At 70.2% G+C, this 15,431-nt stretch carries 9 protein-coding genes; 4 read left to right on the top strand and 5 right to left on the bottom strand.

What is annotated here, in order from left to right; genetic code table 11:
- From ACZ3TS_RS30145 to ACZ3TS_RS30130, 4 genes are all read left to right on the top strand, one after another.
- Positions 1 to 2,898, top strand: coding sequence for a DEAD/DEAH box helicase (locus ACZ3TS_RS30145; protein WP_467624108.1), 2,898 nt, complete (start codon positions 1 to 3; stop codon positions 2,896 to 2,898).
- Positions 2,895 to 4,136: an SWIM zinc finger family protein gene (locus ACZ3TS_RS30140; protein ID WP_467624106.1), complete on the top strand. Its 1,242-nt coding sequence runs from the start codon at positions 2,895 to 2,897 to the stop codon at positions 4,134 to 4,136. The genes ACZ3TS_RS30145 and ACZ3TS_RS30140 overlap by 4 nt, the downstream gene beginning before the upstream one ends.
- Before the next feature lie 338 nt (positions 4,137 to 4,474).
- Positions 4,475 to 5,368, top strand: a complete 894-nt coding sequence (locus ACZ3TS_RS30135; protein WP_467624104.1) for an LLM class flavin-dependent oxidoreductase — start codon at positions 4,475 to 4,477, stop codon at positions 5,366 to 5,368.
- Between the two features lie 88 nt (positions 5,369 to 5,456).
- Positions 5,457 to 6,335: an HAD hydrolase family protein gene (locus tag ACZ3TS_RS30130; RefSeq protein ID WP_467624102.1), complete on the top strand. Its 879-nt coding sequence runs from the start codon at positions 5,457 to 5,459 to the stop codon at positions 6,333 to 6,335.
- Positions 6,336 to 6,351: 16 nt separating this feature from the next.
- Here ACZ3TS_RS30130 and ACZ3TS_RS30125 read toward each other — a convergent pair whose 3' ends face one another.
- The 5 genes from ACZ3TS_RS30125 to hisC all read right to left on the bottom strand — a co-directional run bounded on the left by ACZ3TS_RS30125 (position 6,352) and on the right by hisC (position 15,043).
- Positions 6,352 to 7,395, bottom strand: coding sequence for a M23 family metallopeptidase (locus ACZ3TS_RS30125; RefSeq protein WP_467624099.1), 1,044 nt, complete (start codon positions 7,393 to 7,395; stop codon positions 6,352 to 6,354).
- 141 nt (positions 7,396 to 7,536) lie between these two features.
- Positions 7,537 to 11,085 (bottom strand): thiol reductant ABC exporter subunit CydD, encoded by a 3,549-nt coding sequence (cydD, locus tag ACZ3TS_RS30120; RefSeq protein ID WP_467624097.1) that lies wholly within the window; start codon positions 11,083 to 11,085, stop codon positions 7,537 to 7,539.
- 53 nt (positions 11,086 to 11,138) lie between these two features.
- A complete protein-coding gene (gene cydB, locus ACZ3TS_RS30115) occupies positions 11,139 to 12,158 on the bottom strand; it encodes a cytochrome d ubiquinol oxidase subunit II (protein ID WP_467624095.1) in 1,020 nt (339 codons plus the stop codon).
- 20 nt (positions 12,159 to 12,178) lie between these two features.
- The gene (locus ACZ3TS_RS30110) at positions 12,179 to 13,687 is read right to left on the bottom strand and encodes a cytochrome ubiquinol oxidase subunit I (RefSeq protein ID WP_467624092.1); all 1,509 of its coding nucleotides are present in this window, start codon (positions 13,685 to 13,687) and stop codon (positions 12,179 to 12,181) included.
- Positions 13,688 to 13,963: 276 nt separating this feature from the next.
- The gene (gene hisC, locus ACZ3TS_RS30105; protein WP_467624090.1) at positions 13,964 to 15,043 is read right to left on the bottom strand and encodes a histidinol-phosphate transaminase; all 1,080 of its coding nucleotides are present in this window, start codon (positions 15,041 to 15,043) and stop codon (positions 13,964 to 13,966) included.
- Positions 15,044 to 15,431 lie beyond the last annotated feature (388 nt).

Genomic DNA, 15,431 nt, shown 5'->3' with positions numbered 1-15,431 from the left:
ATGGAAAACGATGGGCGGAAAAGAGTGGCACGAGTCGTCGTACGAGAGCCGAGCACCTTCACGAGCAGTACGCTGCCGCTGGCCGCGCCGGAGGCAGTCGCCTTCGCGAAGAGCCTGCTGCACGACGGCTGGGCTGCAGTGTTCCTACCCGGCGAGCCCGCCCGCCTGGGACGGCTGCTGCTGTGGCAGCCCGTCGCGGCAGCCGCCACCGACGGCATGCCGCCCGCGGGCCTCAGGACCGAGTCGGTGGAGCTGGTACTGCCGCACGGCCGCTCGGTACGGCGGCGCAAAACGGAGGGCTACGCGCTGCCCGTCGCCCTCGCCGTTGCCGCGCTGTCCGGGGCACAGCCGCCGCATCCGTCCGCCGCCGCCTGGCAGGCCGCCACCCGCTTCGCGCTCCGGCTGCTCGCCGACGGCCGTCTCCACCCGGCCCTCACCCCCGTCGGCTACGACACCTGGCAGGCGGGTCCCTTCACCGCCGCCCAGCGGCAGACGCTGGACGCCCTCGCCGCCGCGTTCCCGCCCCACGCCCACTGCCTGCCGGAGCCGGGTCCGGCCCCGCTGCGGATCGTCGAACCGGCCGCGCTGGTACGCCAGTTCTGCGACGCGGTCGCCGACGAAATGGTCCGTACTCCTGGCGCTCCGCTCGCCATGGGAGCACTGCCGTACGCCTGGCGCGAGACACGTGCCCTGCCCGCCCTGCGCGAGTGGGCCGAGGAGACGGCCGCCGCGTTCACCGCCGACGTCAGGGTCTCGCTGCGGGTCGACGTACCCGAGGGGCGCAGGCGGCAGTTCCGGGCCGTCCTGCAGTTGCACACTGCGGCGGATCCGGCGCTCGTCGTGGAGGCCGCACGACTGTGGAGCGAGCCGGCCGAGACCGAGCGCCTGCTCGGCCCGCGCGCCGAGACCGAGACGCTGCTCGCGCTGCGCCGCGGCGCCCGCGTCTGGCCACCGCTCGACCGGCTACTGAAGGACGCCGCTCCGGATCAGCTGCGGCTGACCGACGACGAGGCGTTCGACCTGCTGGGCGACGCCACCGACACGCTGCGCGCCGCCGGTATCGACGTGCACTGGCCGCGCGAGCTGGTCAAGGCACTCACCTCGACCGCGGAGATCGGGCAACACACCGCTCCTGGCTCCAGCGCGGGCGGCATGCTCGACGCCGACACCCTCCTCGACTTCCGCTGGCAGCTCTCCCTCGGCGGCCAGCCGCTCACCGAGGCCGAGATGGACGCCCTCGCCGAGGCACGCCGCCCCCTCGTCCGGCTGCGCGATCAGTGGGTGGTCGCCGACCCGAAGCTGGTGGCCCGCGCCAGGCGCCGCCGGATGGAACCGCTCACCCCCATGGAGGCGCTGGGCGCCGCGCTGACCGGCGAGGTGGAGCGGGACGGGGAGACGATCGCCTGCGCGGCGGTGGGGGCACTCGGCGACCTCGTCGCCCGTATCCGCGACCCCGAATCCCGTACCCCCGCTGCCCAGCCCGCAGCCCTGAAAGCCACGCTGCGCGACTACCAGAAGCGGGGCCTGGCCTGGCTGGCCGAGATGTGCGAGCTCGGTCTCGGCGGCTGTCTCGCCGACGACATGGGCCTGGGCAAGACCATCACCCTGCTCGCTCTGCACCTGCACCGCCAGATCGCCCCCGCCACCGCGGGCCCCACGCTCGTCGTCTGCCCCGCCTCGCTGCTCGGCAACTGGCAGCGCGAGGCGGCCCGATTCGCGCCGGCCACGCCGGTGCGCCGCTACCACGGCGGCGACCGCCACCTCGCGTCCCTCGCCGACGACGAGATCGTCCTGGTCACCTACGGCGTTCTGCGCCGCGACCGCGAGGCCCTCGCCGAAGTCGGCTGGTCGCTGATCGCCGCCGACGAGGCCCAGCACGTGAAGAACCCCTACGCCGTCACCGCCCGCGAGCTTCGCGCCCTGCCCGCCCGCGCCCGTGTCGCACTGACCGGCACCCCCGTGGAGAACAACCTCTCCGAACTGTGGGCGCTCCTCGACTGGACCACCCCCGGACTCCTCGGCCCGCTCACCGCCTTCCGCGACCGCCACGCCCGCGCGATCGAGTCGGGCGAGGACCCGCAGGCCGCCGAACGGCTGTCCCGCCTCGTCCGCCCCTTCCTGCTGCGCCGCAGGAAGTCCGACCCGGGCATCGCGCCGGAACTGCCCGCCAAGACCGAGACCGACCGTGTCGTCCCGCTGACCGCCGAGCAGGCAAGCCTGTACGAGGCGGTGGTCCGCGAAACCATGGCGAAGATCGCCGAAGCCGAGGGCATCGCCCGCCGCGGCCTGATCCTGAAGCTCCTCACCGCGCTGAAGCAGATCTGCAACCACCCCGCCCAGTACCTGCGCCAGTCCACACCGCTGCACGGCCGCTCCGGCAAACTGGCGCTGCTCGACGAACTGGTCGACACCATCACCGCCGAAGGCGAGTCGGTGCTGGTCTTCACCCAGTACAAGCAGATGGCGACCCTGTTGGAGAAGCACCTCGCAGAACGAGGCGTCCCCACCCTCTTCCTGCACGGCGGCACCCCCGTCACCACGCGCGAGGAGATTGTGGACCGCTTCCAGCGCGGCGAGGTGCCGGTGTTCCTGCTCTCCCTGAAGGCCGCGGGCACCGGCCTCAACCTCACCCGCGCCACCCACGTCGTGCACTACGACCGCTGGTGGAACCCGGCGGTCGAGGACCAGGCCACCGACCGCGCCTACCGCATCGGCCAGAACAAGCCCGTCCAGGTCCACAAACTCCTCGCGGAGGGGACCGTGGAGGACAAGGTGGCGAAGCTTCTCGAATCCAAGCGCGCGCTCGCCGACGCCGTGGTCGGCTCCGGTGAGGCCGCTCTGACCGAACTGTCCGACGACGATCTCGCCGAACTCGTCGCCCTGGGGAGGCAGTCGTGAGTCCCTCGATCCCCGGCCCGCGCCGCGCGCCCACCCGCGGCAGGCGTGCCTTCGCCGCGACCTGGTGGGGCCAGGCATGGGTGACGGCCCTGGAGGATTCCACCCTGGACTCGGGGCGCCTGTCCCGCGGACGCACCTACGCCCGCCAGGGCATGGTCGGCCCCGTCACCGTCGCCCCCGGCCAGGTCAAAGCCGCCGTCCAGGGCAGCAGTCCCCGCCCCTACCGCGCGGCCGTCCACCTGCCCGTCCTCACCGACGCCCAGTGGGACACCCTCCTCGGCACGGTCGCGGCCCGAGCCGGGCATCTCGCCGCGCTCCTCGACGGCGAGATGCCCGCCGAACTCGTCGACGACGCCCGCCAGGCAGGCGTCCCCCTGCTCCCGCAGCCCACCGAACTCGACCCCGAATGCTCCTGCCCCGACTGGGGCTACCCCTGCAAACACGCCGCCGCGCTCTGCTACGCCATCGCCGCCACCATCGACACCGACCCCTTCGTACTGTTCGCCCTGCGCGGCCGCGGACGGGAGGAAATCCTCGCCCAACTGCGCACCCGCCGTACGGCCGCCCAGGCCACCTCCACCCCACCGGCCCCGGCCGGCATCCCGGCCGCCGGCGCCTACGCTGCCTGGTCCGCCCTGCCCGACACTCCGCCCCTTCCCGAACTCCCCGAACCGGCCCCCCACACCGCCGCACTGCCCGCCGACCCGCCACCCGGCACTGGTCTGTCCACCGCGGATCTCGAACGCCTCATGGCGGACACCGCCGCACGCGCCGCCCGGCTGCTCACGGGCGACACCACAAGCCTGCGCCTGACCCAGCAACAGGACGCGGTACGCATCGCCGCGAGCAACCCCGGCCCCGAGTGGTTCCACCACCTCATCCAGAACACCGGCGCCAAACCGACCGCATTCGCCCGCCTCACCCGCGCCTGGCGCCACGGCGGGCCCACCGGCATCACCGTCGCCGAACAGCCCCACACCCCCGACCCAACGGCGATGGCGGCCGCCCGCACTGCCCTGACCGAGGCCCTCACCGAAATGACCACCGCCCCGGTCGCCCTCAGGGCCTGGCGCAACCGCCTCACCCTCACCGACCACGGCATCCAGCTGCGCCTGGGCCCCGACGCCCGCTGGTACCCCTACCTCCAGGACGACGACGGCGAATGGTGGCCCGCCGCACCGGCCGACTGCGACCCCGTCACGGCACTCACCTCCGTCTGGCAGCAGACCGAGGAGTGAGACATACGACGACCTTTGAATCCGCCGCCTCAGCCCACGTTGATGGGAGTTGTCCGCCAGGTCAGCCAGGGGCTTGAGCCGATGCTCTCGTCCATCGTGATCCTCAAGGCAACGTGCAGGCCCGCCGGCCAGTTCCGTCGAGTCGGCCAAAGGGGCGCCGTTCCACCGGACGGCCGCGGAGTGAGCCTGGGAGCAGGAGCGCGCTCGCGTCTTCACGCGCTACGCGAGCGCTGGTCGGTATCGATGCCGCTGCCGGAGTACCGCCGACACGGCCTCACTCTGCAGACCAAGATCTGGCTCTCGCTGCTGACGGGAGCCAGGAGCGTAGGGTCGAGGGCATGCGCTTGAGCACCGTCATCCTCCCCATATACCAGTGGGACGCAGGACAGAAGAACTGGCGACTGGCCGAAGACCTCGGGTTTCATACCGCGTATACGTATGACCACCTGTCCTGGCGGAGCTTCCGAAACGGGCCGTGGTTCGGTGCAGTCCCCACGCTTACGGCAGCAACGACAGTGACGCAGAGTATGCGATTGGGTACTCTCGTCACCTCGCCGAACTTCCGGCACCCGGTCACCCTGGCCAAGGAGCTGATCTCCCTCGACGACATCTCCGGCGGCCGGATCACGCTGGGCATCGGCGCGGGCGGCACCGGTTTCGACGCTACCGTGCTCGGCCAGGAGCCCTGGACACCGCGCGAGCGCGCCGACCGCTTCGGCGAGTTCGTCCCGCTGCTCGACCGGCTGCTCACCGAGGACTCCGTCTCCTACGAGGGCGACCACTACTCCGCGCACGAGGCGCGCAACATCCCCGGCTGCGTCCAGCGCCCCCGGCTGCCGTTCGCGGTGGCCGCCACGGGACCGCGCGGTCTGAAGCTCGCCGCGCGCCATGGTCAGGCCTGGGTGACCACAGGTGACCCCAAGCTGTACGAGACCGGGACCCCCCAACAGTCGGTGCGGGCCCTTCGTGCACAGACCGAGAAGCTGGCCGACGCGTGCGCGGCGAGCGGACGTGACGTGACGGAACTCGACAAGATCCTGCTCACCGGCTTCACCCCGGACCGTGGCCGTCCGCTGGAGTCCGTCGACGCCTTCGTCGACTTCGCCGGCCGGCACATGGAACTGGGTTTCACGGACATCGTGATCCACTGGCCGATCCCCGGTTCCGACTTTGCCTCGAACCAGAAGGTCTTCGAGCAGATCGCCATGGACGCCCCGGCACAGCTGGGCTGACCATGACGTGGGGTGACGCCCTCTGGTGAGCGGCGTCACCACTCAAGTGTGCGGACTCCCGCACGGCCGTACGGGCATATGCGCGAGAATGGGGCCCGTGACCTCAGCGACCAGACAGCCCGAGACCCCGGCCCCCACCCTCCAGCCCCGGCTGATCGCGACAGATCTCGACGGCACTCTCCTGCGCGACGACAAGTCGGTCTCCGAGCGCACGGTCGCCGCACTGGCCGCCGCTGAGGCAGCCGGCATCGAGGTGTTCTTCGTCACGGGCCGCCCGGCCCGCTGGATGGACGTCGTCAGCGACCACGTCCACGGCCATGGGCTGGCCATCTGCGGCAACGGCGCCGCCGTGGTCGACCTGCACGGCGGCCCCGGCGCCCACCGCTTCGTCAAGATCCGGGAGCTGGTCCGGGAGAACGCGGTCGACGCCGTTCGACTGCTGCGGGACGCCGCGCCCGGGACGGTCTACGCCGTCGAGCAGACGTACGGCTTCTACCAGGAGCCGGCATACCCGAGGCTCCATATCGAGGCCCCGGACCTCCTCGCACCCGCCGAGGAACTGCTCGCCCCGGACGCCCCGGGCGCCCACGAGCCGGTGCTCAAGATCCTCGCCTACCACCCGGAACTGGACCCCGACGCCTTCCTCACCCTGGCCCGCCTCGCCGTCGGCGACCGCGCCACCATCACCAGGTCCAGCCCCAGCGCACTGCTGGAGATCAGCGGTCCCGGCGTCTCCAAGGCGAGCACACTCGCACTGTGCTGCGCCGAGCGCGGCATCTCCCACGAGGAGGTCGTCGCCTTCGGCGACATGCCGAACGACGTCGACATGCTCACCTGGGCGGGGCAGTCGTACGCCATGGGCAACGCGCACCCGGACGTGATAGCCGCCGCGTCCGGGCGCACGGTCGCCAACAACGACGACGGAGTGGCCGTGGTGATCGAGCGGATCCTCGCGGAGCGTCTATAAGCGCCGGTGGCGCCGTTCACAGTTTCACGCCATGGGCCGCCAGCCACGGCACCGGATCGACACTCGACTGCAGCTCCGGAGTGGCCCGGACCTCGAAGTGAAGATGCGGTCCGGTCGAGTTGCCCGTCGTGCCCGACTGAGCGATCCACTGCCCGGCGGCCACCCGGTCGCCCTGGTCGACGGCGACGGCGGCGAGATGGGCGTACTGCGTGCAGTAGCCGCCTGAATGCCTGATCACGATCTCCATGCCGAACGCGCCCCCGCACTTCACCCGCACCACTGTCCCGGACCCGGCGGCCCGCACGGGCGTCCCGATGGGTACCGCGAAGTCCTGGCCGGTGTGCCGATGCGCCCAGTGGGCACCGCCGTTGCCGAAGCCCGCGGAGAGTCGGTACGCCTCCACCGGCGCCACCCATGGGTGCCCGGCCTTCCGCCGCGGCCAGTCCAGGCGGACGGCGCCCCGGCATGTCCCCTTGGCCGCGGATGCGTTGGCCTGGCTCTGCAGGACCCATCGGGCCTCCTCCAGCTTCGCCTCAAGGGTCCTCTTCCTCACGGCCAGTTCCCCCATGCGCTTCTGCAGCGCCCGCCACTGCGCCGACGCCCGTGCCCGTTCCCCGGTGAGGCGGGTCTCCACCAGGCGGCTCCTGACGACCGCGTTCGCGACCGCGAGATCGACCCGTCCGAGCGTGTCGTGAGCCTGCATCAATTCCTGGGTGCTGTCCGGGAGCAGCGACTGCATGGCATACGAGAGCCCTCCGCTCCGGCGGTACTGGGCCCGCGCTATTCGGCCGAGGTCCTTGTGCAGTGCCGCGAACAGCCTGCGCTCCCGGACGAGGAGTTCCTCGTCCCGCCGCGCTGTGGCGCGTTGCTTCTCGGCCTCGCGGCGCCCGGTCTCGTACTGCCGCGTCACCTCGGCGGCGTCCTTGTACAGCCTCGCCACGCGGGCACTGGCACTGTCGCCCGCCGCCCCGCCCCCGGCCGCGGCGGATGGCGCCGGCAACACCGCGACCGTGCACAGGAGAAGGAAAACAGACAGGCGACAACGGTGAAATGAGCGCATGTCAATGATCGTGGCCGGTGTCGCGCCGCCAGTCCTGTCGACGTCCTGCGACTGGAGGAACGGGCGGCCACGGATGGCCCAGCGGCATCCCCCGGTAGGGTCCGCCGCTGCGCCGTCCGACATGAGCTGGGGTGCTGCCTCCTAGGCCTCCGCCAAGACCGGAACCGCCGGGCCTCCTCTGCGTCCCGCCTGGTCCCCCAGCAGGTCCCCCTGGGCCTCCCGCTCCACCATGTCCTGCAACGGCCCTTTCATCGCCGCCAGTTCCGCGTACACGCCCCGCTGGACCACCCGACCCTCCGCAAGGACGATCATCTCGTCGACCGCCTCGAGACCGGCCAACCGGTGGGTGATGAGCAGCGTCGTACGGCCTTCTGTGGCGGACAGCAGATCGGCCGTGAGGGCATCCGCCGTCGGCAGGTCGAGGTGTTCCGCCGGCTCATCGAGGACGAGGACGGGGAAGTCGGCGAGCAGCGCCCGGGCCAGCGCGAGCCGCTGACGCTGGCCGCCGGACAGCCGTGCGCCGTGCTCACCGATCAGCGTGTCGAGACCCTCGGGCAGCCCGTCGGCCCACTCGAGCAGCCGCGCCCGAGCGAGCGCCTCACGCAGTTCTCCCTCGCTCGCGTTCTTCCGTGCGAGCAGCAGGTTCTCCCGTACCGAACTGTCGAAGAGGTGGGCGTCCTGGGCGCACAACCCGACCATGCGTCGTACATCGTCGCCGTCGAGTGCGTATGCGTCGGTGCCGCCCAGCGTGTAGGTACCGGCAGCCGCGTCCAGGAACCGCGACAGCACCTGCGCGAGCGTCGTCTTGCCCGCGCCCGAGGGGCCGACCACGGCGATCCTGCGGCCCTGTTCGAGGGTGAGGTCGAGCCCGGTGAGCGCATCCCGCTGCTGCCCGTCGTGGCGGGTGGTCAGCCCTTCCAGAACGAGCGGGAAGGGGGACGAGGGCGCCTGCCGCGGCCGCTCCGGCTCCCGTACGGGTTCGGGGGCGTCCAGCACCTCGTACACGCGCTCCGCGCTCCTGCGTACCCGCTGCCGGTGCTGCACGGCCAGCGGCAGCCCCAAAACCGCCTCGAACGCGGCCAACGGGGTGAGCACCACGACGGTCATGGCGACGCCGCCGAGCCGCCCGTCGGCCACGGCCTGTGCGCCCACGAGAGCTGCGACCGCGACCGTCAGCCCCGTGACGAGCGCGGTGAGGCCGTCACCGAGCGCGGTGGCGGTGGCGGCGCGAGAGGCGATGCGGGTGAGCACACCGTCGGCCCGCCGCGCCTCGGCCGTCCGTGATGGCAGCGCGCCCGCGACCGTCAACTCGGCCGTCCCGGTGAGCAGGTCGGTCACCCGGGTCGCCAACGTCCCCCGGGCAGGCGCCAGTCTCCGCTCAGCGCGTCGTGCGACGGCACCGGTCACCAGAGGTACACCGACGCCGGCCGCCAGCAGGCCGACGGCCAGGGTGGCACCGGCCTCGGGCAACAACCAGGCGGTGAAGCCGACGGAGCCGGCCGACACGACGAGCGCGGCGGCCACGGGCAGCAGCCAGCGCAGCCAGTAGTCCTGCAGCGCGTCCACGTCGGCGACAAGCCGCGACAACAGGTCGCCGCGCCGGGTCGTCCGCAGACCGGCCGGGGCCAGGCGCTCCAGTCTCCGGTAGACGGCGACCCGGGTGTCGGCCAGCATCCGGAGCACCGCATCGTGCGACACGAGCCGCTCCGCGTACCGGAACACCGCACGCCCGATCCCGAACGCCCGCGTGGCCGTCACCGCGACCATCAGATACAGCACGGGCGGCTGCTGGGAGGCCCGCGAGATCAGCCATCCGGAGGTGGCCATCAGCCCTACGGCGCTTCCGAGCGCCAGGCTGCCGAGCAGCAGCGCGAGAGCGAGCCGCCCGCGGCGAGGACCGGCCATGGCACGGACGCGGGCGAGCACGTCCCCGCCCCTCGCCGGAGCGGAGGCGGGCGTCTGCTCGTCGTACGCCGGTGACGCGTCCGGTGCCTCACGGCGGGGCAACGGCGCGGTTGCGGACTGCGTGCGACCCGTCGTCGTGGCGCACTCCTCCACGTCGATCCGCACGACACGGTCGGCCAATCCGAGCAAGGCCGGCCGATGCACCACCAACAGCACCGTCCTTCCGACCGCCAGCCGGCGCACCGCCTCCACGACGTCCGCCTCGGTCGCCCCGTCCAGGGACGCCGTCGGCTCGTCCAGCAGCAGCACCGGCCGGTCGGCGAGGAACGCCCGTGCCAGGGCGAGTCGTTGCCGCTGCCCGGCGGACAGCCCCGCACCGTCTTCACCGAGCACTGTGTCGGCCCCGGCCGGCAGTGCATCCACGAACTCCAGCGCCCCGGCGTCGGACAGCGCCCTCCGTACCGCCGTGTCGTCCGCGTCCGGCCGGGCCAGGCGTACGTTCTCGGCGATGGTGCCCGCGTACAGATGCGGTCGCTGCGGCACCCAGGCGATCCGAGAGCGCCACTCCTCAAGGTCGGCCGAGGCGAGATCGACGCCCCCGATCCGTACGCGCCCCTTGGTGGGCGGCACGAACCCCAGCAGAAGGTCGAGAAGCGTCGACTTGCCGGCGCCGCTCGGCCCGACGAGGGCGACCGTCTCACCGGGTGAAACCGACAGCGATACCTCGGACACCGCGTCGGAGGACCGCCCGGGGTACCTGACGGACACGCCCTCGAAGACGATCTCCCCGTCCGGAACGCGCTGCGTGCCGGACGCGGGTACGGGCGTCTCCAGCACCGCGAAGATCTCCTCGGCGGCGGAGAGCCCCTCCGCCGCCGCGTGATACTGGGCGCCCACCTGCCGCAGCGGCAGATATGCCTCCGGCGCGAGCACGAGGATGACCAGTCCGATGTACAGGTCCATGTCGCCGTGGACGAGCCGCATGCCGATCGTCACCGCGACGAGCGCGACCGAGATCGTGGCGAGCAGTTCCAGCGCGAAGGACGACAGGAACGCGATCCGCAGCGTCCGCATGGTCGCCCGCCGGTACTCGCCGGTGATCCGCTTGATGGACTCGGCCTGTGCCTTGGCCCGGCCGAACACCTTGAGCGTCGGCAGCCCGGTGACCACATCGAGGAAGTGCCCGGAGAGCCGCGACAGCAGCCGCCACTGGCGGTCCATCTGAGACTGGGTGGCCCAGCCGATCAGCATCATGAAGAGCGGGATGAGCGGCAACGTGCCGACGATGATCGCCGCCGAGACCCAGTCCTCGGTGACGATCCGAGCCAGTACCGCCACCGGCACAACGACCGCGAGCCCCAACTGCGGCAGATAGCGGGAGAAGTAGTCATCGAGGGCGTCGACTCCTCGTGTGGTCAGGGCGACCAGCGATCCCGTCCGCTGCTCACCCAGCCATCCGGGACCAAGCGCCGCAGCCCGCGTCAGCAGCCGCCCCCGCAGCTCGGACTTCACCGCCGCACTCGCCCGGTGGGCGGCGAGTTCGGTGAGCCATGAGACCAGCGCCCGGCCGACCGCCACGGCAGCCAGGAGGAGCAGGGGCGTGCGCAGTTCGGCGACCGAGTGATGATGCTGGAAGGCACCGACGATCGCTTCGGCGATCAGCATCGCCTGGGCGATGACCAGTGCTGCTCCGACGGCACCCAGCCCGACGACCGCCAAGAGGAAGAGGCGAGTGGTACGGGCGTAACGCAGCAGTCGTGGATCGATCGGTTTCACGTGAAACATGCCTTTCCGGCCGGGGGAGGGTGTTTCACGTGAAACGCCCTCCCCACCAGAACTCAGTGCACTGCTCCGGCGGCAGCGTCGGCGGCGATGTGCTGCGTGCCGATGCGCTTGCGGAACACCCAGTACGTCCACCCCTGGTAGAGCAGGACCAGCGGTGTGGCAATCCCGGCGCACCACGTCATGATCTTCAGGGTGTAGGAGCTCGACGAGGCGTTGGTCACCGTCAGGCTCCAGTCCGGGTTGAGCGTGGACGGCATGACGTTCGGAAAGAGCGTCAGGAAGAGCATCGCGACCGCCGCCATGATGGTGAGACCGGAGAATGCGAACGACCATCCCTCGCGCCCGGCCTGGTTCGCCGCGAGCGCCGCGAGCAGCGCGACCGCCGCCACGATCATCGCGACCAGACTCTTGCCGTCGCCCCGGTCGATCTGCGCCCAGGCGAGGAAGAACAGCGCCAGCACGGCCGTCACCACCCCGACTCGCAGGGCGAGCTTCCGCGCCCGTTCCCGGATGTCCCCGACGGTCTTGAGAGCCGTGAACACCGCGCCGTGGAAGGTGAACAGGGTCAGAGTGACCAGACCACCGAGGAGAGCGAAGGGGTTGAGCAGATCCCCGACATTGCCGACGTACTCCAGATTCTGGTCGATCTTCACGCCCCGCACGATGTTGCCGAAGGCCACACCCCACAGGAACGCGGGAATCAGCGAGGTCCAGAAGATCGCGGTCTCCCAGTTGCGCTGCCAGTTCTCTTCGGACCGCTTCGCCCGGTACTCGAAGGCGACGCCGCGCACGATCAGGCAGACCAGGATGATCAGCAGAGGCAGATAGAACCCGGAGAAGAGAGTGGCGTACCACTCGGGGAAGGCGGCGAAGGTGGCGCCGCCCGCGGTCAGCAGCCACACCTCGTTGCCGTCCCAGACGGGGCCGATCGTGTTGATCAGCACACGCCGCTCGGGCCGGTCACGGGCCAGCAGCTTGGTGAGGATGCCGACCCCGAAGTCGAAACCCTCCAGGAAGAAGTAGCCGATCCAGAGAACCGCGATGAGGACGAACCAGACGTCGTGAAGTTGCATGATGTGTGCGCTCCCTCGGCCTAGTACGAGAAGGCCATCGGCTTGTCGGCGTCCCGGGAGTCGCCGCCGATCTTTGTGGGCGGGTTGAGATCGGACTCGCTGAGCTCCGGCGGTCCGGCCTTGACGTACTTCGCGAGCAACTTGACCTCGATGACCGCGAGAATCGCGTAGAGCAGTGTGAACACGGTCATCGACGTGATGACCTCGCCCTGGGAGACACCGGGGGAGACCGCGTCACGGGTGCGCAGCACTCCGTAGACGACCCACGGCTGACGGCCCATCTCGGTGAATATCCAGCCCCAGGAGTTGGCGATGAGGGGGAAGGCCAGAGTCCAGACCGCTATGCGCCAGGACCACGTGGTGGGCGTCGGACCGAGTGCCTTCTTCCTGAAGAGGACCAGATGCGGTACCTCGTCCTCACCCACCCGCAGATGGCCGGGCAGCAAGAACTTCTTGCGGGTGAGCCAGAGCCCGGCCAGCCCGATGGCGAAGGACGTCATGCCGAAGCCGATCATCCAGCGGAATCCCCAGAAGGTGACGGGGATGATGGGACGGTAGTCGCCGGGCCCGTACTTCTGCTGCTCGGCCTTGTTGGTGTCGTTGATGCCGGGGACGTAGGAGCTGAAGTTGTCGTCGGCGAGGAACGACAGGACGCCGGGGATGGACAGCTCGACGGTGTTGTGGCCCTTGCTGACGTCGCCGTAGGCGAAGATCGAGAAGGGTGCGGAGTTCTGGCCGTCCCACAGGGCTTCGGCGGCGGCCATCTTCATCGGCTGCTGCTTGAACATGACCTTGCCCAGAAGATCACCGCTGGCCGCGGTGAGCAGGCCGGCGATGACGACGGTGACCAGCCCGAGCCGCAGCGAGGTCTTCATCACGGCCACGTCCCTCTTGCGCAGCAGGTGGAAGGCGGCGATGCCGACCATGAAGGCGCCGCCCGTCAGGAAGGCCGCGGACAAGGTGTGGAAGACCTGGGTGAGCGCGGTGTTCTGGGTCAGGACGTGCCAGAAGTCGGTGAGTTCGGCGCGCCCCTTCTCCTTGTTGATCCGGTAGCCCACAGGGTGCTGCATCCAGGAGTTGGCCGCGAGGATGAAGTACGCCGAGAGGATCGTGCCTATGGAGACCATCCAGATGCAGGCGAGGTGGAGCTTCTTGGGCAGCTTGTCCCAGCCGAAGATCCACAGCCCGATGAAGGTGGACTCGAAGAAGAAGGCGATAAGGGCTTCGAACGCGAGCGGGGCACCGAAGATGTCGCCGACGAAGCGCGAGTAGTCGGACCAGTTCATGCCGAACTGGAACTCCTGGACGATGCCGGTGACGACACCCATCGCGATGTTGATCAGGAAGAGCTTGCCCCAGAACTTCGTGGCCCGGAGGTACTTCTCCTTCTCCGTCCGCACCCAGGCGGTCTGTAGACCGGCCGTCAGCGCGGCCAGCGAGATCGTCAGCGGGACGAACAGAAAATGGTAGACGGTGGTGATGCCGAACTGCCATCGCGCCAGAGTCTCCGGCGCCAAAGCCATGTCCACGTCGTCCTCTCCTTACATCGCCGTGGTCACAAGCGGCAGTTTGCCCCGCTTGTCCTGCACATCACAGGAGGAATCAGGACGCGTTTGTGAACGCGTTCACATTCACAAGCAATTATGGCGCATGGGGGTACGAGGCCGGATGGGCGGGGGGGTCCTTAGCCGAGGGGCGGCACGTCCCAGGGCCAGGGCCGTCAGGTCCCTGGCGCGATGGGCTGCCCTGGACACACCAAGCGCGCCCTCGCCGCCAGGTAGGCGAGGAGGGCGCGCTCATGCCGGCTAGCGCTCCTTGCGGAAGCCCTCCGCCACCTTCATCAAGATGTCGTTCGCCTCGGCCTCGCCGATCGTCACGCGCACCCCTTCGCCCGGGAAGGGCCGCACTACCACGCCGTGCTCCTCGCAGGCGGCGGCGAAATCCAGCGTGCGCTCCCCCAGCCGCAGCCATAGGAAGTTCGCCTGGGTCTCGGGCACCGTCCAGCCCTGGGCGCGCAGCGCGTCGACCACACGGATGCGCTCGCACACCAGCGAGCCGACCCGGCCGAGCAGTGCGTCCTCGGCGCGCAACGAGGCGACGGCCGCCTCCTGTGCCAGCTGGCTCACGCCGAAGGGCACCGCCGTCTTGCGCAGCGCCGCGGCCACCGGCTCATGGGCGATGGCGAAGCCGACGCGCAGCCCGGCGAGGCCGTACGCCTTGGAGAAGGTGCGCAGCACGCAGACGTTCGGACGCTTGCGATACAGCTCGACGCCGTCCGGCACCTGGACGTCGCGGATGAACTCCCGGTACGCCTCGTCGAGCACCACCAGCACGTCGTCCGGCACCCGGTCCAGAAAACGCTCCAGCTCGGCCCGGCGCACCACCGTGCCGGTCGGGTTGTTGGGGTTGCAGACGAAGATCAGCCGGGTCCGGTCGGTGATCGCGTCCGCCATCGCGTCCAGGTCGTGCACGTCGCCCGGGGTGAGCGGGACCTGCACCGACGTCGCACCGCTGATCTGGGTGATGATGGGGTACGCCTCGAAGGACCGCCAGGCGTAGATCACCTCGTCGCCCGGGCCGCTCGTGGCCTGAATCAGCTGCTGTGCGATCCCGACCGAGCCGGTGCCCGTCGCGAGATGGGACTCGGGCACCCCGAAGCGCTCCGCCAGCTCGCACATCAGCCCCGTGCACGCCATGTCCGGATAGCGGTTGAGGGAGTGGGCCGCCGCGGTCACGGTCTCCATCACGCCCGGCAGCGGGGGGTACGGATTCTCGTTCGAGGACAGCTTGTAGGCCACCGGCCCGCCGGCCGCGGCAGGCTTGCCGGGCTTGTACGTGGGGATACCCTCCAGCTCGGCACGCAGCCTCGGGCTCGTCTTGCTCACCGCAGTCCTCCTCGCGCACACCACCGGCCCATGACCACCGCCGGCGTCCAATGCTTCTCACCCTATGAGGATTCGGTGCTGCTGCGAATGGGCTGTGGACAACCGCGTCCACCGCGTCCGCGTCACCGTGGGAACCGGGGCGCATCAGCGTACGAACCAGGGCGCATCACTGCACGATGGCGCTCGAATCGGGGGGCGCGTCGCCCTCTGTGGCATGCGCCGGTGGCTCACGCCGTGGCGCGCATCCCTCGTGAAGGTGAGTTGAGACCTCTTCGAAATATGGCCACCTTGGCAGGCTCATGCGTGCCGACAAGTCACGTACTGACGTTGGAACGTTCAAGTCTCTTGGTTTCCAAGGCACTTGGTCACTATTGACCATGCAGAATCG

This window comes from Streptomyces sp. NPDC022910, assembly GCF_055561075.1.
The sequence above is the reverse complement of the archived record's forward strand: the minus strand, read 5'-3'. Positions and strand labels throughout refer to the sequence as shown.